This is a genomic window from Amycolatopsis taiwanensis DSM 45107 (assembly GCF_000519205.1).
GTDB lineage: Bacteria > Actinomycetota > Actinomycetes > Mycobacteriales > Pseudonocardiaceae > Amycolatopsis_E > Amycolatopsis_E taiwanensis.
Map to the genome: position 1 here is coordinate 211,906 of NZ_JAFB01000016.1, position 18,392 is coordinate 230,297.

Sequence of the window (18,392 nt, forward strand, 5' to 3'; positions counted from 1 at the left end):
TGCCCGGCGGGTTGCTCATCCGCCAAGTCGCCGCCCGCTGCACAGCCCAGTGACGCCGGAGGAGCCGCGATGCTACCCTCGGGCCCCATCTTGGCCGGAACCGTTCCGGGTAAGGCGTCTGTTGGGTTCGTTGCTACGCCGGCAACAACACCGTGCCATCAAACCCGGGCCGCTGGAAACTGCCGGTCAGCGCCCTTTACTCGTCCCCTAAAGTGAGTGCGCGAGGGGCTGGCAACGAGGAGAGCAACTCAGATGGGTATCTACGCCGAGGAGTACCAGCGCAGCCTGAGCGACCCGGAGGGTTTCTGGCTGGACGCGGCCAAGGCGATCGACTGGACGAGAGAACCCGATCAGGCGCTCGATTCGTCGAACATCCCGTTCTATCGCTGGTTCCCGGGTGGCGAACTCAACACCTCCTACAACGCGCTGGACCGGCACGTGGAGCGTGGCCGCGGCGAGCAGCCCGCGCTCATCTGGGACTCGCCCGTCACCTCCGCACAGCGCACCTACAGCTACGCACAGTTGCGCGACGAAGTGGCGCGCTTCGCCGGCGGGTTGGTCTCGCTCGGCGTCACCAAGGGTGACCGGGTGATCATCTACATGCCGATGGTGCCGGAGGCCGCCATCGCGATGCTCGCGTGCGCCCGGATCGGCGCGGTGCACTCGGTGGTGTTCGGCGGGTTCGCGCCGAAGGAACTCGCCGTGCGCATCGACGACGCGAAGCCGAAGGTGATCGTCGCGGCCTCCTGCGGGGTCGAGCCGGCCCGGATCGTGGAGTACCAGCCGATCATCTCCGCCGCGCTGGAGACGACCGAGCACCAGCCGGAAAAGATCGTTGTGCTGCAACGGACGGGGGTCCGGGGGCTGGCCCCCGGGCGGGGTCTGGAGGTTGCACCCCCAGAGGACAGAGCGGCGCGGGCCGAGCCGGGTCCACGGGACGTGGACTGGCACGACCTGATGAGCGCGGCCACCCCGGCCGACCCGGTCCCGGTCGCTTCGACCGACCCGCTCTACATCCTCTACACGTCTGGTACCACAGGGAAACCGAAGGGCGTCGTGCGCGACACCGGCGGCCACGCCGTCGCGCTGGCCTACTCGATGCGGGCGGTGTATGACGTCCAGCCCGGCGACATCTGGTGGACGGCGTCCGACGTGGGGTGGGTCGTCGGCCATTCCTACATCGTCTACGCGCCGCTGCTGATCGGCGCGACAACCGTGATGTACGAAGGAAAACCGGTCGGCACGCCCGACGCCGGCGCCTTCTGGCGGGTGATCTCCGAGCATCGGGTCAAGGCGCTGTTCACCGCGCCCACCGCGCTGCGCGCCATCAAGCGGCTCGACCCGGAAGCCGGGGAACTGGCCAAGTACGACCTCTCGGCGTTCCAAACGCTCTTCATGGCCGGAGAGCGTCTCGACCCGGAGACCTATCACTGGGCCCACGGGAAGCTCGGCGTTCCGGTGATCGATCACTGGTGGCAGACCGAGACCGGCTGGGCGATCGCGGCCAACCCGCGGGGGCTGGAACCGTTGCCGGTCAAGGCCGGTTCGCCGACGGTGCCGGCGCCGGGGTACGACGTCCGCGTGCTGGACCAGCAGGGGACGGAACTGCCGGCCGGGCAGGAGGGCGCGATCGCGATCAAGCTCCCGCTGCCGCCCGGCACCCTGCCCACGCTGTGGGGCGATGACGACCGGTACGTCGAGGGATACCTCTCGCGGTACCAGGGCTATTACCTGACCGGCGACTCGGGATACCTCGACGAGGACGGCTACCTGTTCGTCATGGGCCGCACCGACGACGTGATCAACGTGGCGGGGCACCGGCTGTCCACCGGCTCGATGGAGGCCGTGCTCGCCGCGCATCCGGCGGTGGCCGAGTGCGCGGTGATCGGCGTGCACGACCAGCTCAAGGGCCAGTTGCCGCGCGGGCTCGTGGTGCTCAAGGCCGGCGTCGAGGTCGACGAGGAAACCCTGTGCGGGGAGCTGATCGCCGCGGTGCGCCGTGACATCGGCCCGGTGGCGGCCTTTCGCCAGGTGTCCATTGTGGACGCGTTGCCGAAGACGCGGTCCGGCAAGATCCTGCGCAAGACGATGCGCGGCATCGCCGAGGGCCGCGATGAGCCGGTTCCGTCCACGATCGAAGACCCGAGCGTCCTCGACGGCCTGCGCGCCATCCTCCGTCCCTGACGGCCCTACCACGGAAGCCGCGGCCGGCCGCGGCTTCCGTGATGCTTTGGTCAACCGATGTCGAGTACTGCCTTGCCGGCTACCTTGCGGGTAAGCAGCGCTTCGGCTGCGTCGCCGGCGCGCTCCCAGCTTCCACGCCAGCCCACCTGAGGGTCGAGCTGGCCGGCGGCCACCAGCGAGGACAGGTAGGCCAGATCCGGACCGAAGCCGGGACCGACCATGAAGGCCTCGATCCGGGCGCCCGGATTGGCCAGCCGAGCCTGTTCGAAGTCGATCGTGGTCGGTTCCCGTGACGCCTTGCCGACCCCCACGGCCAGGCCACCCGGGGTGAGCAGCGCGTAGGCGTCCGCCAACAGCTGCCCGCCAACGTTGTCGATCACGCCGTACACCGGCTCCCGCAGCTCCGCCAGACCACCGGACACCACCTCGGCCGCCCCCAGTTCCGCGAGCCCCGCACCACGCTCCGGCCGGCCGACCGCGGCGACCACATGTGCGCCGGCCCGCGCGGCGAGTTGGACGGCGAACCGGCCGACCCCGCCGGACGCCCCGGTGATCAGCACCCGCTGCCCGAGTACCGGGCCCAGTCGACGCAGTGCGCGCAACGCGGTTACCCCGGCCACCGGTAGCGCTGCCGCCGCGCCGTGATCAACGGCGTCGGGCAGTACCGCCAGCTCGCCGACGTCCACCGCACGCAGCTCGGCCCACCCGCCGGACCAGCCGAAGGTGACCACCCGTGCCCCGATCGCCGGGCCGCTTCCATCCGCGGCCGCGGCCACCACGACCCCGGCGGCGTCCCAGCCGGCCACCCCGCCGGGCGCGTAGTTCTCGCCAAGGTAGGCGACCTCGCCGAAGTTGAGCGAGGTCGCCGCGACCCGCACCAGGGCCTGCCCGGGGCCGGGTACCGGATCCGGCGCTTCGCCGAGCCGGAGACCATGCCGTGCGTCCGGGTCGTACACCAAAGCCTTCATGATCCCGACAACCCTCGACACGAGACTGAAATTCCGCATGCCGGCCGGTCGGTGGCGGCTACCGTGATCCGTCGTGACCGAGGAAACATTCCTGAGTACGACGCGAACTGCCTACAACACCGTCGCGGCCAGCTACGCCGAAGTCGTACCTTCCGTCGAAGAAGATCACCCGGTGAACCGGGCCGTGCTCACCGCCTTCGCGGACCTCGTCCGAGCGGCCGGCGCCGGGCCGGTCGCCGACATCGGTTGCGGCACCGGGCGGGTGACCGCATATCTGGACAAGCTTGGCCTCGACGTCTCCGGTATCGACCTGTCGCCGGAGATGCTCGCGATGGCCCGGCGGGACCACCCCGAGCTTCGCTTCACCGAGGGTTCGATACTCGCCCTGGACCTCCCCGATGCGGGCCTGGCCGGGGTCGTGGCCTGGTATTCGGTCATCCACATGCCTACCGACCGGCTGCCCCTGGCCTTCTCGGAGTGCTATCGCGTGCTCGCGCCGGGCGGTTATCTGCAACTCGCCTTCCACGTCGGTGACCAGCGCAATCACCGGACCCAGGGATACGGGCACGACGGAATCTCGCTGGACGTCTACCGGCTGCCGGTCGAGAGGATCTGTTCGCTGCTGAAGGAAGCCGGGTTCGCGCTGGACACGAAGGTGGTCCGGGAGGCCGACGGAACTCCGGCGGCCCGGGTACCGCAGGCATACCTGCTGGCCCAAAAGCCTGCCGGATCCTGACGCCCGTCGACCTCTCCGTACCCAGCTCCCAACCCAGAACTCACCTTCCCCAACCCGCCACACACCCACCCGAACCCGCCACACACCCACCCGAACCCGCCACACACCCACCCGAACCCGCCACACACCCACCCGAACCCGCCACACACCCCCCCGAACCCGCCACACACCCACCCGAACCCGCCACACACCCGCCTGAACCGGGGACACACGCGCCCGAACCGGGGACACACCAGGTCCCGGCGTGTCCCCGGCCCCGGACAGCGAGTTCCCGGTTCAGGACCGCGTGTCCCGGGTTCAGGACGGCAAGTTCCCGGCTCAGGACCGCGTGTCCCCGGTTCAGGACGGCGTGTCCCCGGTTCAGGACGGCGAGTTCCCGGTTCGGGACGGCGAGTTCTGGGTTCGGGCAGCTGAGTTACCGGTCCGCGAAGTACTGCCAGCTCACGAAGTACTGCCGGGCCGCGAAGCGCGGCGGGACGGAAGCTGCCTGGATAGTTGCCATGGATATAGTTGCCATGTAAGGTATTTGCCATGGCGCCTACCACGGGCTATCTGATGTGGCGAACGGTGACGAAGTGGCGCACGGCCGTGGACCGGGCACTGGCACCGATCGGCTTGACGCACGCACAGTTCTCCGTACTGGGCTCACTGAGCGGTCTGTCTCGCACAGGTCAGGAGCCCAGCCAGCGCGAACTGGCGGATGTCACCGGTCTCGAACCCGTGTACGTGTCCAAATTGGTCAGAGCGCTGGAGAAGGCGGGGATCGTGCGCCGCCCAGTGGACCCCCGCGACCCGCGGGCCGTCCGGCTGAGCCTCACCGACCACGGGCGCAAGGTCGCGGCCGAGGCGATCGATCGAGTGCACGCGATTCATCAGGAACTCACCGGACCGATCGGCGGCCCGGATGGCGAGCACGACCGCCGGCTGCGCGAAATCCTACTCGCTCTCCTGGGCGAAACACCGTCGCTCCACGAGAAGAAAGGCACGAACATGACCGCACCCACAACCGTAATCAGCCGCGACATCAGCGTCGCCGGGACGGCCACCCGCTCACTCCTCGACACGCTGCTGGACCGGAACGGGCTCACCTTCCACCAGTGGGTCACCCTCCGCACGACAGTGGCCCACGCCTCGGCTACCCGGGAAACGATCATCAAGGAAGCGGCCGGCATTGACGAGAACGTGGTGCGGGACGCGCTCGACAAGATCGAGGCCGACGGCCTGATCGGTCCGGACGGGGACGGATTGGCGCCGACAGCGAAGGGCCGCGAGGTGGTCCAGCGGATCGCCGAGGAGACCGCCCGCATCGCCAGCGAGTTGTACGGAGGAATGTCAGAGGAGGATCTCGTCACCGCGAAACGAGTGCTCGAGCAGGTCATCGAACGCGCGGGCAAGGTCCGGGCCAGCCTGTAGAACAGTGCAGCAAGGGGTATTTGCTACGGATCATCCGTAGCAAATACCCCTTGCTGTTGCGGGGGCGTCGGCCGTCAGAGATCAACACCTTCCACCCACCCGCGTGCACTAGAAGTGTGACGGTGGACTCTGTCTACGCCAATTTGCTAAACAGATCTCCCAGGCGGACACGGCATGACGGAGATCTGGATGGGCTACCAACGGTTCGTCGCACTGGGCGACAGCTGCACGGAAGGGTTGCACGATCGCTACCCCGGCAGTGAGCGGTACCGGGGCTGGGCGGACCTGGCTGCGATGGTGCTTGCCGGCCGTGATCCGGAGTTCCGGTACGCCAACCTGGGCGTACGCGGCCGGCGGCTGGACCAGATCATCGTCGAGCAGGTCCCGACCGCGCTGGATCTCCGCCCCGACCTGGTCGCCCTGTTCGGCGGCGCGAACGACGTGCTCACCCGTAACTTCCGGCCCGAGGTCGTGGCCACGCGAGTGGACGCGGCCCTGCGCATCCTGACCAGGGCCGCGCCAACCGTCGTCGTGTTCACGATCAGTGACGTGTCGAGCCGGATGCCTGGGGTGCTTCGTGTGCGGTCGCGGCTGGAAGCGCTCAACGACGCGATCCGGTCCGCGACGGCCGAGCACGGGGCGCTGCTGGTGGACCTGTGGGAGGAAGAGGCCGTCCACGACCTGCGGTATTTCGGCCCCGACCGGCTGCACCTGTCCGCGCCGGGTCACCGCAGGCTCGCCGCGCACCTGTTGAACCGGCTGGACATCGCGTGCGATCCGGCCTGGCTGGCCCCGCTGCCGGGCGCCCCCCTCGACCCGGGGCTGCAGGCGCACCTGAAGTGGATGTGGCGCGAGGTGTTGCCGGTGGCGGTGACCCGCACGCGCGGCTGGTTCACCGGCCGTTCGCCCGGTGACGGGGTCATGCCGAAACGACCGGAGCTGCTACCCGTCCTCGCCGACGAGCTGAACAAGTGGTCAGCGATCCCTGGCAACGTCTGATCTCCGGCGCGGTCACCTCGATGTGCATGAGTGACCCGTTCATGCCGAATTTCGACAGTAACGGGTCACTTCATCACAATTGCTGGTTGACACGCTGGATGGCCGCCCAGGCAGTCTTGACATGGTCGCTCGTGGTCAGCGGCGCCCCGACGGCCAAGCGCAGGAAGACCTGTCCGTTGATCTTGGTGTGGCTGAGGTACAGCTCGCCGGAGTCGTTGATCCGCTCCAGTAGCGCCATCGTCTCCTCGTTCGTCCTCAGTGGACGGAAGCAGACCAGCCCGAACGGATGCGGCCGGCGCAGCTCGAAATCCTGGTCCGCGGCCACCAGTGCGGCGAATTCCGCGGCCTGTGCGATTCCGGCCTGGATGTGCTCCCGCAGGCCCTCCGCGCCATACCAGCGAATCACCGACCACAGCTTGAGCGCGCGGAACCGCCGCCCGAGCGGCACCTGCCAGTCCCGGTAGTCGATCACGGCACCGGATTCGGTGGCCGAGTTGCGCAGGTACTCCGGCAAGATCGACAACGCGTCGATCATGGGTTGGCGGTCGCTCACCCACAGCACGCTGCAGTCGAAGTTCGTGAGCAGCCACTTGTGCGGGTCCGTCGCATACGAGTCGGCGTAGGAGGCGACGCCGTCGTTGATCCAGCGCAGTTCCGGGCAGACCGCCGCGACCCCGGCATAGGCGGCGTCGATGTGCAGCCAGATCCCGTGTTCCCGGCACACCGCACCGATTTCGGCCACCGGGTCGATCGCGGTCGTCGATGTGGTGCCGATCGTCGCGCACACCATCGCCGGCGTCGCGCCTGCCGAGATGTCCGCGTCGATCAGCGCCCGCAGGTGCACCGGATCCATGGCCTGGGTGACCGGGTCGATGTCGACCACTCGCACGTTGCTGGCCCCGATCCCGGCGATCCGGCCTGCCTTCTCCAACGAGGAATGCGTCTGCGACGACACATACATCGTGTAGCGCCCGGAAATCCCGTCCGCGCCAACCTTGCCGCCACTTGCGCGGTGCAGCGCCGCCAGCGTCGCGACGAGCGACGCGCTGGACGCGGAGTCCTGGATCACGCCGCCGCCGGCGGCGTCGGTGCGGAAACGATCGGGCAGGCCGAGCAGTTCGGCGAGCCAGTCCACGACCACCGTCTCCAGCTCGGTGCAGGCGGGGCTGGTCGCCCACACCATGCCCTGCACGCCGAGCCCCGAGGACAGCAGGTCACCGAGAATGCCCGGCCCGCTCGCGTTCGCCGGGAAATAGGCGAAGAAGTTCGGGTGCTGCCAGTGGGTGACGCCCGGCAGGATCACCCTGGTCAAGTCCTGCAGCACGGCCTCGTACGGCTCGCCCTGCTCCGGCGGGTGCGCAGGCAGCGCCGCGCGGACCTGCCCGGGCCGCGCCTGCGAACGCACCGGGTGGGCTTCGATCGTGCTGAGATAGTCGGCGATCCAGTCGACGACCTGCCTGCCGTACCGCCGGAACTCCTCTGGTGACATATGACCCGTCATAGCCGCCAATCTAGCGGTCGGGCCGGGCGAGAACGGTGAGGAGCGCGTGGCGGGTGCCTGGGACGCAGTGCAGCACGGGCTCACCGTTGGGCGGTTGCACGACGTAGGTCAGGATCCGGCCGCCCTCGGCCAAGTCGATCACGGTGATCGGCCGGCCGCGTCGACGCTGACCGCTTCGGTCACGCCTGGCCGCCGACAACTGGTGCATACCGGCACGGGGCGCGTTCATGACCGCACGCACCAGGGCGGCCGGATCGGGCGGCTGACCCCGGGTGTCCATTTCGAATTCGTATTCTTCCGGACCCGGCTGTTCGGTGTATCGCGAAACCGGTGCCGAAATTTCGCCGATCTCCGCACTGTCCACATTGGGCAGCGCATCGACCAGCGCACCCGCCAGATCGTCCGCCCGTACCGAGTCGACGACCACGACCTTGTCGTCGCGCACCACCCGGACCGCTTCCCCGCCGATCGCGGCGACCAGCGCCGCACCCGTCTCGCCCTGCCGAGAAATCCAGCCGCAGTATTCGCGCTCGGCGCGGGCCAGCACCGCCAGTTTGCGCCGGAATTCCGGCGTGGGCACCCCGTTGATCCCAACCCCAGCCTGGTCCAGCAGACGATCGACCTCGCGCTGCATCATCGTTTTCGCCACGTCGTTGAACCACAGGTCGTCCACACCGATCACCGGATGCGGCTTACCGTAACCAGCCAGTTCCCACGCTCTGATAAAGGCATAGCGCGGCAACACGACAGTATTCACTTCTCCCCCTTGAACTTCCGGCTACAACCCGATCACCGGCGGCGCGGTCCGCTCATCGGTGCCGAAGATCTCGTCGCCGTCCTCGTCGACGAGGTACTTGGTCTCGTGCTCCTCGTCGTCACCACCCTGCCCCGCGCCACGAGCGCCGCCCATCCCGGCCATCCCCGACATCCCCGAGCGGCCGGCCGCGCCCGCAGCCCCGGCCGAACCCGGCCTCGACGCGTAGCCGCCACTCTCACCGGCACCGACCCTGGGGCCGGCCTGGAGCGCGCCCGCGGCCCCAGCGCCGCCACTCGCTCCACCACCCGCGCCATGGCCACCGCCTCCAGTGCCGCCGCCGATCGGTGCGAAACCAGCCGCTGGTAAACCGCTCGACGGATCCGTGCCGCCTCCACTGGCCGGGCCGAAGGTGCTTGGCCCAGAACCGCTCGGCTGGTGGGCGGCAGTGTTACGGGTCGGGACGTAACCGGCAGTGCTGGTCACGTCGCTGTCGCCGCCCGTCGACGGCATCGAGTAGCCTGGCTGCCCGGTGGTACCACTCGTCGGCGGCATCGAGTAGCCCGGCTGCCCGGTGGTGCCGCTCGTCGGATGAACCGAGGCGGCCGGAAGCGAGTAGTTGTCCGCCCCTACCGGCGCCTGGTACCGGTCCGCCACACCGTGCGTCGAACCGCGGTCACGGTAATCCTGCGCCCCACCGTCCTGATCCTGCCGCGAGTCGCCGTCAAGCTGGAAGGTACTGACCAGAGCGTCCTGCGCGTCGGGCAGATTCCCGTAGTCGACCTGAATACCCTGCTGAACCGTGGTACTGCTCTGGTGATACTGGTCGTAGATCTGCCGGTTCTGCTCCAACTGCCTGTTGTACTGCTCGACCGCCTTCTCGGCGTCCGTGGTCCAGGGCACGAAATTGTCGTACCAGTTCTTCTCCGGCGCCGGATCCGCCATCGGCAGCAGCGAATTCCTGATCTGGTCGAACATATCGGCCTGCGTCTGAATGTGCTGCCTGTTCGAGGACAACGTCCGCGACGCGTCGTCGGCCGAGACCGCCAACGGCCGGATGTTCTCCCGAGCCGCATCCGCCCCCTGCCCACTCCACGCCGCCTCCAACCGCTGCACCAGATCATGCGCGACGTCCGAGATCGCCATCTGGCTGTTCGACTGGTCCCTGGTCGATTGTGCGCCCTCGTGAAGGTCTCGTGACCCATACCCCGACTGGATCTGCCTGACGATCTCCTGGATCGACATCGCCTGTGCTTCCGGATATCCGTCAAACACGTGCGCGAACCAGTTCTCGGCGTCACTGATCCGCTGGTCCAGCCACTGCTCGGCCTGCCCGACCGCACCTACAGCGTCCTTGAACCGATCCCCCACCCACGACAAGAGGCTCATCTCGCCGCCGCCTTCAAGTTCTCCAGCACATCCTGCGCGACGATCTTCGCGACATCACACGGATCCTGCTTGCCGGCGCGGTTACCACCGACGACAAAACCGACGTCATAAGCGACGGTGTCGGTGATACCAACGGCGACGTGACAATCGGAAACAGGTGCCGTCTCGGTCGAGTTGTACGCGAGCGCGGGATAGCCCCCGACCTCCAGCGCCTCGTAATAAGCATCACCTTGCTGTCTATCATTGACTTGACTCAAACCGCCGGACACGTTGGTCAGGTAGCCAACACCGATAGTTGCCCCTGTTGACGTCTTCTGCCATCCGCACACGGGGCCCGTGGGGTCGTCTTCACGCCGGGCTGAAGGGACCATGCCAAGCAGTTCCGTGAGCTGCGCATCGGTCAACGCACTGTCGCAGGGATGTTTGCTGACCACTGACGCCGGGAGCGGGTTCTGCACCTTCGACACCTTCGGCGCGGACACGACACTGGAACCGCCCGATGACGGCGCGGCGCTCGCCGGTGTGCCTGTCATCGAGGGCGACGAACACCCCTGGAGCAGCACCAGACTGATCACCACAGCGGAAACCAGGATTTTCCTGCTCACCCGGCAATCCCCTCTCCAGCTCTGTTCACCGTGCCTGCGGCCTGCTCGTCGCCCTGCACCGTCATGCCCAACGCCTTTTGCATCCTCTCGACGACCTTGTCCAGGTACGCCTTCTGCCGACGCAGATGCCCCACGTAGTACTTCCCGCCGTTGTTCGCACTGTCTGTGGCGGCGACAGTGGCTGGGTCTTTGGCGGGTGCCCGCATGTTCTGCAGACGCGGAGCGGATTCCATCGCGTAATTGATGTCCGCGAGCAGGTTCTGGGCTCGCTTGAGGGTGTCTTCCATCTCCTCGCGGCTCATGCTGATCACGCCCGCCGAGCCGCTGCCCGAACTCACCGCGGCTCCCGCCGTACCCGTCGTGAATCCAGCCTGCCCGAGTGCGGCGCCCGAGGCCTTCCGCGCAAAGGCTTGGCCCACCATCTTGACCGCGGTGCCCTGCTCCCCGGTCACCACGAATTTGACATCATCCCACCAACTCATGACTCCCCCTGCTAAAAGTTTCAAATTACCCAAAGCGTACTCCGTCGTGTCAAGACGCGAGGCTCGTTAATGATTATTGCCGAATAGGGATTTTTGATCATGGAATGCGCCTGGGGGCGGCATGGAGCAAACGAACGCGGCAAGAACGATCTTGGGTTTGCATTGGGCGCTTTCTGTTTACCGAGAGCAGGCCACAGTGCGGTTTTGAAAGGATCTTGTTCCCTTATAGCCGGGGTGCTGAGTACGGAAGAGTTTGCGATGCCTCACAACACGGTGCCGTGGGCCTGCTGGACGGTGCGCACGCGAGGCGTTCGCTGGCAGAGTGACGGTATGACGCAACCCGTGCTCGACCTGCGCCCGCCAGAGAATCTGGTGAGCAGCCGGGCGGTGCTGTACTGGGCGGCCCGTGCCGCGCTCGGCTGGCTGGTGCCGCTGGCCGCGGAGGTGCTCTGGCAGCGCTTCGGCGACGTCGGCTTGCCGGTCACCATCCTGCTGATCGCGACCGCGGTGCTGGCGCTCGCGCACGTGATCGTGATGCCGGAATGGCGGTACCGGGTGCACCGCTGGGAGACCACGCCGGACGTGGTGTACACCCAATCGGGTTGGTTCAACCAGGAGCGGCGGATCGCCCCGGTGTCGCGGATCCAGACCGTCGACACCGAGCGCGGGCCGATCGAGCGGATCTTCGGGCTGGCGAACCTGACCGTCACCACCGCCTCGGCACGGGGCCCGGTGCGCATCCACGCTCTCGACTTCACCACCGCGCAACGGATCGCGGCCGAACTGGCCGCGCGCACCCAGGCGAGCGTGGGAGACGCGACGTGACCTGGCACCGGCTCAGCCCGAAGATGCTCGCGGTGCACCCGGTGCAGGAGGCGGTCCGGTTCCTGCCCGTGCTCGTCGGGGTGCTGTTCATCGGCAGCAAGGGCCAGGGGCACATCTGGAGCCTGGCCGGCCTCGGCCTGGCGATCGCCGCCGGGCTGCTGCGCTGGTTCACCACGACCTACCGGATCACGCCGACCCACGTGCTCCTACGGCGCGGGCTGCTGCGGCGGCAGGAAATGTCCGTGCCGCGGGATCGGGTCCGCTCAGTCGATCTCACCGCGCATCCGATGCAGCGGCTACTCGGGTTGAGCCGCGTGGTGATCGGCACCGGCCGGTCGGACCGCACCAACGAAGGCCTCACGCTGGACGCACTGGACCGGCTGGATGCGGCCCGCCTGCGCGAAGAGTTACTGAAACGCTCCACTGTGGACACCGTGGAGGCCGGAACGGCACGCACCGGTGCCGCCATCGCGACACTGTCCCCGGCGTGGATCCGCTTCGGACCCTTCACGTTGTCCGGGTTCGCGACCATCGGCGTCGTGGTCGGCTCGCTGGCGAACCTCGTCAACGAAAGCCATCTCGAACCGGACCAGTTCGGCCTGCTGCGGTCGGTGATCGGCTGGCTGGATGCGATGGGAGTGGCCACGGCGGTGGCCGTGCTCGCGGTGATCGCCGTGATCGTGGTGGCCGTGTTGTCCGCGATCGCCTATGTGCTGGCGTTCTGGAACTTCCGGCTCACCCGCGGGGACGGCACCCTGCGCGTGACCCGCGGGCTGCTCACCACCCGCTCCACGACCATCGAGTTGCGACGGCTGCGCGGCACGGAGATCAGCGAGCCGCTGCTGCTGCGCGCGGCCGGCGGCGCGCGGTGCCTGGCGATCACCACCGGCCTGCGCGTCGGCCGGGGCGCCGAGCACGGCGGGTCCGTGCTGCTGCCGCCCGCGCCGCTGGTCGAGGCCCGCCGGGTGGCGGGAGAGGTGATCGGCGACCACGACCCGACGACGGCTCCTCTCGCGCGGCACGGGCGACGAGCGCGCCTTCGCCGTCATGTCCGGGCTTTCGCCTTCGCCACGGTCGTCACCGGGGTCCTGCTTCTCCTGTGGTGGCTGGCCGGCTGGTCCGCGTGGCAATGGCAGGTCGCGCTGGCGCTGTTCCCGATCGGCGCGCTGCTGGCGGAGGACCGCTACCGCAACCTCGGGCACGCGTTCATCGGCGGACGGCTGGTGTTCCGGTCCGGCAGCGTGCTGCGGCGAAGGCACATCCTGGCCAGCGAAGGCGTGATCGGCTGGACCGTGCGCCGCTCGTTCTTCCAGCGACGTGCCGGCTTGGTCACGCTGACCGCGACGACCGCGGCCGGACGGCAGCATTACTCCACAATGGACATTCCGGCCACGGAAGCGATCACGCTCGCGGAGGCCGCCACGCCCGGCGTGCTCACGCCGTTCCTCCGTTCCCGACCAGGCTCAGCGGCGCGAGCGACGGAAGCTCGGTGATGCCGAATTCGTTGCGCAATACCGATTTCGCCGCGAAGTACCCGCACATGCCGTGCACGCCCGGTCCCGGCGGGGTCGCCGCCGAGCACAGGTAAACGCCCTCTATCGGGGTGCGGTAGGGATTCCACCGGGGCACCGGCCGGGCCAGAAACTGCCTCAGGTTCACCGCGCCGGTCGCGATGTCACCGCCCACGTAATTGGCGTTGTACGCGGCGATCTGCGGCGCGGTCGTGCTCTGCGAGGCCAGGATGGTGTCGGAAAAGCCGGGCGCGAACCGCTCGATCTGGCGGCGGATCTTCTCCGCCGGGTCGACCGGGTCGCCGTTCGGCACATGGCAGTAGGCCCACACCGGCCGCTTGCCGGGCAACCCGCGGGACGGATCGGCGACCATGGGCTCCGACAGCAGGACGTAGGGGCGGTCCGGCAGCCGTCCCCGCACCGCCGCGTTCTCGCTGGCGAAGACCTCCGCCTGGTCCCCGCACACGTGCACGGTCCCGGCCTTGCGCAGTTCGGGGTTGGCCCACGGGATCGGCTCGGACACCAGGAAATCCACCTTGGCGACGGCCGGCCCGTACCGGTATGCCTCCAGCCGGCGCCGGTAGGAGGCGGGGAGCAGCGGCCCGGCGAGGTCGACCAGGCCACGCGGACCGACGTCGAGCAGCACCGCCCGGAACTTCGCCAGTTCCTTCAGGTCGGTGACCGGGGTACCGGTGTGCAGGATCCCGTTGTGGGCAAGGATGTCGTCGGCCATGGCGTTGGTGATGCGCCGGCTACCGCCGCGCGGCACCGGCCAGCCGTTGACGTGGGCGAGATGGCCCAGCAGCAGCACGATCCCGCCCGCCGTGAGGCTGGGCAGCTTGCCGATCGCGTGCCCGGCGATCCCGGCGAGCATCGCGGGCGCCGCCGCGCCCCTGAACTGGCGCCGCACCAGCGACGTGCCCTGCGCGAGCACACGCGCCGGCAACTGGAGCAGGGCAAGCGGGTCGGGTGGCAGTCGACGCAGGTCGGAGAGGAACGCGTCCACCAGGCTCTGACTGTGCTCGACCAGCGGGGCCATCAGCCAGCGGTACCGGGCGCCGTCCACCCCGAGTTGCTCGCAGGTCTGCGTCAGGCTCCGGTAGGCCAGCCCGGCCCGCCCGCCGTCGAGCGGGTGCCCGTAGGCGATCTCCGGCCGGCACAGCTCGACCCCGCGGCCGGGCAGGTCGAACTCGCGGAAGAACCGCGCGGCGGCGGCCATCGGATGTACCGCCGAGCAGACGTCGTGGACCACTCCAGAGTCGAACAGCGCCTTCGAACGCAGGCCGCCGCCCAACTCCGGCGCGCCCTCGCGGATCTCGACCCGCAGGCCGGCGCGCGCCAGGATGACTCCGGCCGCCAGACCATTCGGCCCGGACCCGACCACGACCACATCCGAAGACGTCACGTTTCCCCTCCGCGGGTTTGCGCGCGAAAGTGTCCTGCGGGGGCTCGGCCCCCACACCCCGTCTGGGGGCAAGCCCCCAGACGCTCTGCCTTGCGGGGGCTCCGCCCCCACACCCCCAACTGGGGGCAAGCCCCCAGACCCCCTTGATCGTGTCGACGGGGTATCACACTTAAACCATACGAGCGCCGGCCCGAGAACGGCTTGCGACGGCGCGGCGCTACGAGAGGATGCCAGACTGGACGGATGAAGTTCGGCGCTTGGGGAATCCTTGGGATCGTGCTCGTCGCCGGCGCCTGCGCCGTGGCACCGGGCGACCCGCCCGCGCCGTCGAGTTCGGCGTCCGCTCCGAGCACCTCCGCGTCGGGCGACCCGCTGGCCAACCCGGACCCGTCGCGCTACGCCTCGCAGGTGGTCAACTACGCACGGGAAGCGGGCATCAACGCGCAGCTGCTCATGGCGATTCTCTACAACGAGAACTACAAGCCGCACGACCCGGCCGCCGAGCGCGCCTGGCAGAAGATCAAGCCGGACGCCGCGTTCGGCGTCGCGAACATGCACAAGGCCACGTTCGACGAGACCAAGCGGAGTCGCCCGTTCGCCGGCCGTGCCTGGGACGAACTGCCCGACGACCCGGGCCTGGCCATCGAGGCAGCGGCCTGGTACCTCCACGACCTGAAGACCAGCCTTCCGGCCGCGCACGCCGGCTTCACCACTGACGAGCTGCTCGCGCTCGGGTACAACACCGGGCCAGGCAACATGCGGGCATTCGCGAAGGGCACCAAGCCGGGGTCGGCCGCCCAGTCGTACCTGGACAGCCTCCACAGCAACTGGGGCAAGGCCGCGCAGGCGCTTCAGCACTCCTGAGCTCGGGGTGGCGGAATAGATCTTGTATCGAGGGCCGCTCCTCCAGGACGTGTTCGATGCGCAACCGGGCCGAGGTACGGACGTAAGTGGATCAAAGGAGGTCTGGGGGGCTTGCCCCCAGACGGGGTCTGGGGGTCGCACCCCCCAGACAACACAGTGGCGCTCGTCACTTTTCTGTGATGCAACCCCCGCGTGGGTTCCGGGGCTGTCTGTGGTGTGGGGAAAGATCGAACTGCTCGAGGCGGAGCGCCGTGGGAAGGCGACTACGCCGAGTTCGTGCGGTCGCGGACGGCTTCGCTGCGTGGCACGGCGTACGTGCTCTGCGGTGACTGGCACCGGGCCGAAGATCTTCTCCAGACAGCGCTGCTCAAGCTGTACCTGGTGTGGCCGCGCCTGGTACGCCACGGCGAACTCGACGGCTACGTCCGCAAGATGCTCGTGCGGGCCTTCCTCAAGGAAAACCGGCGGAAGTGGCGCGGCCGGGAACAGTCGTTCGCCGAGCTGCCCGACACCGTGGCGACGTGGGATTCCGACCACTCGCAGCGACTGGCGGTGCGTACCGCTCTCGCGGACGTGCCGCCGAAACAGCGCGCCGTGCTCGTACTTCGGTACTGGAACGACCTGAGCGTCGCCGAGACCGCCGCCGCGCTGGGCTGTTCGCCGGGCACGGTGAAAAGCCAGGCCGCGCGTGGGCTGGCCACGCTGCGGCAGTCGCTGTCTCCGGAGTTGCATGCCTGCGGGCAAGGAGGGTCCACGGCATGAACGTGCGAAACGCGCGGGAACTGCTGGCACTGGCCGGGCCCACCGGCCCGACCGGGCACGAGCCCGACCTCGACGCGATCATCGCGCGGGGACGCCGGAGCCGAAAGATACAGACCATCACGGTCGTGGGTGGCAGCGCGCTCGCGACACTCTGTGTCGTCTTCACGGTCGCGCTGACCGGCCTCCGCGGCACCGACACGGTGGAACCTGCCGCCCCGCCACCGCCCGCATCCGTCGTCTCCCCGCCGCCGACCGAGCAGGTCCCGCCGCCGACCACGGAGACCATGACGTCGACCACGCAGATCACGACGTCGACCACGCAGACCTCGATGTCGACCACGCAGGCCACGACGTCGAGCACCACCACACCGTTCACGGACACAACGACTCCCTAACCGCTCCCCAGTCACCTCACCCGACACCGCGGGGCCTTGGCCGCCGCGGCGATCGACCCTGCCCGGAAACCATTGGAGGAAAGGCATGCCACCGCTTGTGTCGACTCGCGGCAATCACGGTGACCACCGCGCGCGCCACCGCCAAACCCCGCGATCGGGGCGGCGGCGCGCCGTCGTTGAGGACGTGACTTGATCCCTCATGGAGCGCCCCGTCGACACGGTCAAGGGGGTCTGGGGGCTTGCCCCCAGTCGGGGACGTGGGGGCGGAGCCACCACAAGACAGAGCGGTCTGGGGGCTTGCCCCCAGACCGGGGTGTGGGGGCGGAGTCCCCACAAGGCAGAGCGTCTGGGGGCGAAGCCACCACAAGACACAGTCGCGCGCAAGCTCGCAAAGGAAAGAGCATGACCGCGCTCAGCGTGCGCGAAACCCGCCGGCGTGCCTCCCGGCCGTACCTGTGGGCGGCCGGGATCTACCTCGGCGTCCGTGTGTTCGGCGTCCTCGTGCTCGCCGTATTCGCCGCCCGGAACGGTCAGCCGCTGCTCGATCGCCTCACCGCGTGGGACGGGCAGTGGTACCTCGCGATCGCCGACCACGGCTACACCGGTATCACTGGTGGACTCCTCGACGCGGACGGCAATTTCGCCCCGAGCACCCCGCGCGCGTTCTTCCCCGCGTATCCAGTCCTGCTGCACGCGCTGGCCACCGTCGCCGGATTCGGCTCCGCCTTCACCGGGCTGCTGATCAGTGTCGTAGCCGGGGTCGTGGCGGCCTGCGGCGTGTTTCGCTGCGCCCGCCTCGCCGGTGGCGACGAGCGCATCGGGCTTTTGCTCGTCGCACTCTGGGCGGGCGGGCCGATGGCCATCACCCTGTCCATGGTCTACACGGAAGCCTTGTTCACGGCCTTCGCGGCGTGGGCGCTGGCCGGGGTGATGGAGCGACGATGGCTGCTCACCGCGTTGTGCTGTGTGGGAGCCGGGCTGACCCGTCCGACCGCGGTCGTCCTGGTCACCGTGGTCGTCATCGCCGCGCTGGTCGCGTTCGGGCGGTCGCCGGGCCGGGGTCCCGCCGCGTGCGCCCTGCTCGCACCGGTGGGGCTGGTGGGTTACTGGGTCTGGGTCGCCGACCGGACGGGCTCGGTGACCGGCTGGTTCGACCTCGAACGCGCGGGCTGGCACACCCGGTTCGACGGGGGCGCGGAGACCGCCAGATTCGTCTGGGAGCAACTGACTTCGGGCAGTTCGGTGATGGAAACGCTGAACGTCTTCATCGTGCTGCTCGCCATGGCCTCGGCCGTGCTGCTGGCGCGGTGGCTGAAGGCCCGCCCGGTGTGGTGGCCCATCGCGCTGTTCGGCATCGGGATGGTCGTGCTGGCCGTCGGCACGGCCGGGATCCCGTTCACCAAGGCCCGGTTCCTGGTGCCGGGATTCCCGTTGCTGCTGCCCGTGGCGTTCGGCCTTGCCCACCGGCGCCGCGCCACCGCGCTCACCACCGCGGCCGCGCTGGTGGCGGTCGGCACCTGGTTCGGCGCATACGCCCTCACCGGCTGGCAGTACGCGATCTGAACAAGGACTTGATCTTCGACCTCGTGGCCCGGTGGG

Annotated in this window: 17 protein-coding genes; 10 read left to right on the forward strand and 7 right to left on the reverse strand. The window is 68.7% G+C overall.

Going from position 1 to position 18,392, the window contains the following annotated elements; genetic code table 11:
* Nucleotides 1-252: 252 nt before the first annotated feature.
* Nucleotides 253-2,184: a propionyl-CoA synthetase gene (locus A3CU_RS0115680; RefSeq protein WP_027943104.1), complete on the forward strand. Its 1,932-nt coding sequence runs from the start codon at nucleotides 253-255 to the stop codon at nucleotides 2,182-2,184.
* Between the two features lie 50 nt (nucleotides 2,185-2,234).
* Here A3CU_RS0115680 and A3CU_RS0115685 read toward each other — a convergent pair whose 3' ends face one another.
* Nucleotides 2,235-3,152 carry a zinc-binding dehydrogenase gene (locus A3CU_RS0115685; protein WP_027943105.1) on the reverse strand — a complete coding sequence of 306 codons (918 nt, stop codon included), beginning with the start codon at nucleotides 3,150-3,152 and terminating at the stop codon, nucleotides 2,235-2,237.
* 73 nt (nucleotides 3,153-3,225) lie between these two features.
* On the opposite strand from A3CU_RS0115685, the gene A3CU_RS0115690 reads away from it, so the two are divergent.
* The 3 genes from A3CU_RS0115690 (at nucleotide 3,226) to A3CU_RS0115705 (ending at nucleotide 6,300) form a co-directional block, all read left to right on the forward strand.
* A complete protein-coding gene (locus tag A3CU_RS0115690) occupies nucleotides 3,226-3,888 on the forward strand; it encodes a class I SAM-dependent methyltransferase (RefSeq protein WP_027943106.1) in 663 nt (220 codons plus the stop codon).
* Nucleotides 3,889-4,419: 531 nt separating this feature from the next.
* Complete coding sequence (locus A3CU_RS50575; protein ID WP_063628836.1) at nucleotides 4,420-5,301, forward strand: MarR family winged helix-turn-helix transcriptional regulator; 882 nt, start codon at nucleotides 4,420-4,422, stop codon at nucleotides 5,299-5,301.
* Nucleotides 5,302-5,490: 189 nt separating this feature from the next.
* Nucleotides 5,491-6,300 carry an SGNH/GDSL hydrolase family protein gene (locus tag A3CU_RS0115705; RefSeq protein WP_027943107.1) on the forward strand — a complete coding sequence of 270 codons (810 nt, stop codon included), beginning with the start codon at nucleotides 5,491-5,493 and terminating at the stop codon, nucleotides 6,298-6,300.
* Between the two features lie 73 nt (nucleotides 6,301-6,373).
* Here A3CU_RS0115705 and A3CU_RS0115710 read toward each other — a convergent pair whose 3' ends face one another.
* Genes A3CU_RS0115710 through A3CU_RS49820 form a run of 5 tightly spaced genes read right to left on the reverse strand, consistent with a single transcriptional unit; the run spans nucleotide 6,374 to nucleotide 11,031 of the window.
* On the reverse strand, nucleotides 6,374-7,789 hold the full coding sequence (locus tag A3CU_RS0115710; RefSeq protein ID WP_027943108.1) for a pyridoxal-dependent decarboxylase: 1,416 nt from the start codon (nucleotides 7,787-7,789) through the stop codon (nucleotides 6,374-6,376).
* A 22-nt stretch (nucleotides 7,790-7,811) separates the two neighbouring features.
* A complete protein-coding gene (locus A3CU_RS0115715) occupies nucleotides 7,812-8,558 on the reverse strand; it encodes an ESX secretion-associated protein EspG (RefSeq protein ID WP_084143292.1) in 747 nt (248 codons plus the stop codon).
* Between the two features lie 21 nt (nucleotides 8,559-8,579).
* Nucleotides 8,580-9,944, reverse strand: coding sequence for a hypothetical protein (locus A3CU_RS49815; protein ID WP_027943110.1), 1,365 nt, complete (start codon nucleotides 9,942-9,944; stop codon nucleotides 8,580-8,582).
* The gene (locus A3CU_RS0115725) at nucleotides 9,941-10,549 is read right to left on the reverse strand and encodes a DUF3558 domain-containing protein (RefSeq protein ID WP_052371753.1); all 609 of its coding nucleotides are present in this window, start codon (nucleotides 10,547-10,549) and stop codon (nucleotides 9,941-9,943) included. The genes A3CU_RS49815 and A3CU_RS0115725 overlap by 4 nt, the downstream gene beginning before the upstream one ends.
* On the reverse strand, nucleotides 10,546-11,031 hold the full coding sequence (locus tag A3CU_RS49820; protein WP_052371754.1) for a hypothetical protein: 486 nt from the start codon (nucleotides 11,029-11,031) through the stop codon (nucleotides 10,546-10,548). The genes A3CU_RS0115725 and A3CU_RS49820 overlap by 4 nt, the downstream gene beginning before the upstream one ends.
* A gap of 330 nt (nucleotides 11,032-11,361) precedes the next feature.
* On the opposite strand from A3CU_RS49820, the gene A3CU_RS0115735 reads away from it, so the two are divergent.
* Nucleotides 11,362-11,856 carry a PH domain-containing protein gene (locus A3CU_RS0115735; RefSeq protein ID WP_043841216.1) on the forward strand — a complete coding sequence of 165 codons (495 nt, stop codon included), beginning with the start codon at nucleotides 11,362-11,364 and terminating at the stop codon, nucleotides 11,854-11,856.
* Nucleotides 11,853-13,349 carry a PH domain-containing protein gene (locus A3CU_RS44975; protein WP_245617103.1) on the forward strand — a complete coding sequence of 499 codons (1,497 nt, stop codon included), beginning with the start codon at nucleotides 11,853-11,855 and terminating at the stop codon, nucleotides 13,347-13,349. Before A3CU_RS0115735 ends, A3CU_RS44975 begins: the two co-directional genes overlap by 4 nt.
* Here the strand turns inward: A3CU_RS44975 and A3CU_RS0115745 are convergent.
* The gene (locus tag A3CU_RS0115745) at nucleotides 13,291-14,772 is read right to left on the reverse strand and encodes a phytoene desaturase family protein (protein ID WP_027943113.1); all 1,482 of its coding nucleotides are present in this window, start codon (nucleotides 14,770-14,772) and stop codon (nucleotides 13,291-13,293) included. The two genes, A3CU_RS44975 and A3CU_RS0115745, sit on opposite strands and share 59 nt — an antisense overlap.
* Before the next feature lie 243 nt (nucleotides 14,773-15,015).
* Between A3CU_RS0115745 and A3CU_RS0115750 the strand changes: the two genes are divergently transcribed.
* The 4 genes from A3CU_RS0115750 (at nucleotide 15,016) to A3CU_RS0115765 (ending at nucleotide 18,356) form a co-directional block, all read left to right on the forward strand.
* The gene (locus tag A3CU_RS0115750) at nucleotides 15,016-15,636 is read left to right on the forward strand and encodes a transglycosylase SLT domain-containing protein (RefSeq protein ID WP_084143293.1); all 621 of its coding nucleotides are present in this window, start codon (nucleotides 15,016-15,018) and stop codon (nucleotides 15,634-15,636) included.
* A 216-nt stretch (nucleotides 15,637-15,852) separates the two neighbouring features.
* On the forward strand, nucleotides 15,853-16,398 hold the full coding sequence (locus tag A3CU_RS0115755) for a SigE family RNA polymerase sigma factor (protein ID WP_027943115.1): 546 nt from the start codon (nucleotides 15,853-15,855) through the stop codon (nucleotides 16,396-16,398).
* The gene (locus A3CU_RS0115760) at nucleotides 16,395-16,793 is read left to right on the forward strand and encodes a hypothetical protein (RefSeq protein WP_027943116.1); all 399 of its coding nucleotides are present in this window, start codon (nucleotides 16,395-16,397) and stop codon (nucleotides 16,791-16,793) included. The genes A3CU_RS0115755 and A3CU_RS0115760 overlap by 4 nt, the downstream gene beginning before the upstream one ends.
* 402 nt (nucleotides 16,794-17,195) lie before the next feature.
* Nucleotides 17,196-18,356: a hypothetical protein gene (locus tag A3CU_RS0115765; protein WP_052371755.1), complete on the forward strand. Its 1,161-nt coding sequence runs from the start codon at nucleotides 17,196-17,198 to the stop codon at nucleotides 18,354-18,356.
* The last annotated feature ends 36 nt before the right edge of the window (nucleotides 18,357-18,392 follow it).

Bases quoted from the DNA above. Each gene is read 5' to 3' on its own strand.
- A3CU_RS0115765 (WP_052371755.1), top strand. From the start codon at position 17,196: ATGACCGCGCTCAGCGTGCGCGAAACCCGCCGGCGTGCCTCCCGGCCG.
- A3CU_RS0115685 (WP_027943105.1), bottom strand. From the start codon at position 3,152: ATGAAGGCTTTGGTGTACGACCCGGACGCACGGCATGGTCTCCGGCTC.
- A3CU_RS0115735 (WP_043841216.1), top strand. From the start codon at position 11,362: ATGACGCAACCCGTGCTCGACCTGCGCCCGCCAGAGAATCTGGTGAGC.
- A3CU_RS0115750 (WP_084143293.1), top strand. From the start codon at position 15,016: ATGAAGTTCGGCGCTTGGGGAATCCTTGGGATCGTGCTCGTCGCCGGC.
- A3CU_RS0115710 (WP_027943108.1), bottom strand. From the start codon at position 7,789: ATGTCACCAGAGGAGTTCCGGCGGTACGGCAGGCAGGTCGTCGACTGG.
- A3CU_RS0115680 (WP_027943104.1), top strand. From the start codon at position 253: ATGGGTATCTACGCCGAGGAGTACCAGCGCAGCCTGAGCGACCCGGAG.
- A3CU_RS49815 (WP_027943110.1), bottom strand. From the start codon at position 9,944: ATGAGCCTCTTGTCGTGGGTGGGGGATCGGTTCAAGGACGCTGTAGGT.
- A3CU_RS49820 (WP_052371754.1), bottom strand. From the start codon at position 11,031: ATGAGTTGGTGGGATGATGTCAAATTCGTGGTGACCGGGGAGCAGGGC.
- A3CU_RS0115760 (WP_027943116.1), top strand. From the start codon at position 16,395: ATGAACGTGCGAAACGCGCGGGAACTGCTGGCACTGGCCGGGCCCACC.
- A3CU_RS50575 (WP_063628836.1), top strand. From the start codon at position 4,420: ATGGCGCCTACCACGGGCTATCTGATGTGGCGAACGGTGACGAAGTGG.
- A3CU_RS0115705 (WP_027943107.1), top strand. From the start codon at position 5,491: ATGGGCTACCAACGGTTCGTCGCACTGGGCGACAGCTGCACGGAAGGG.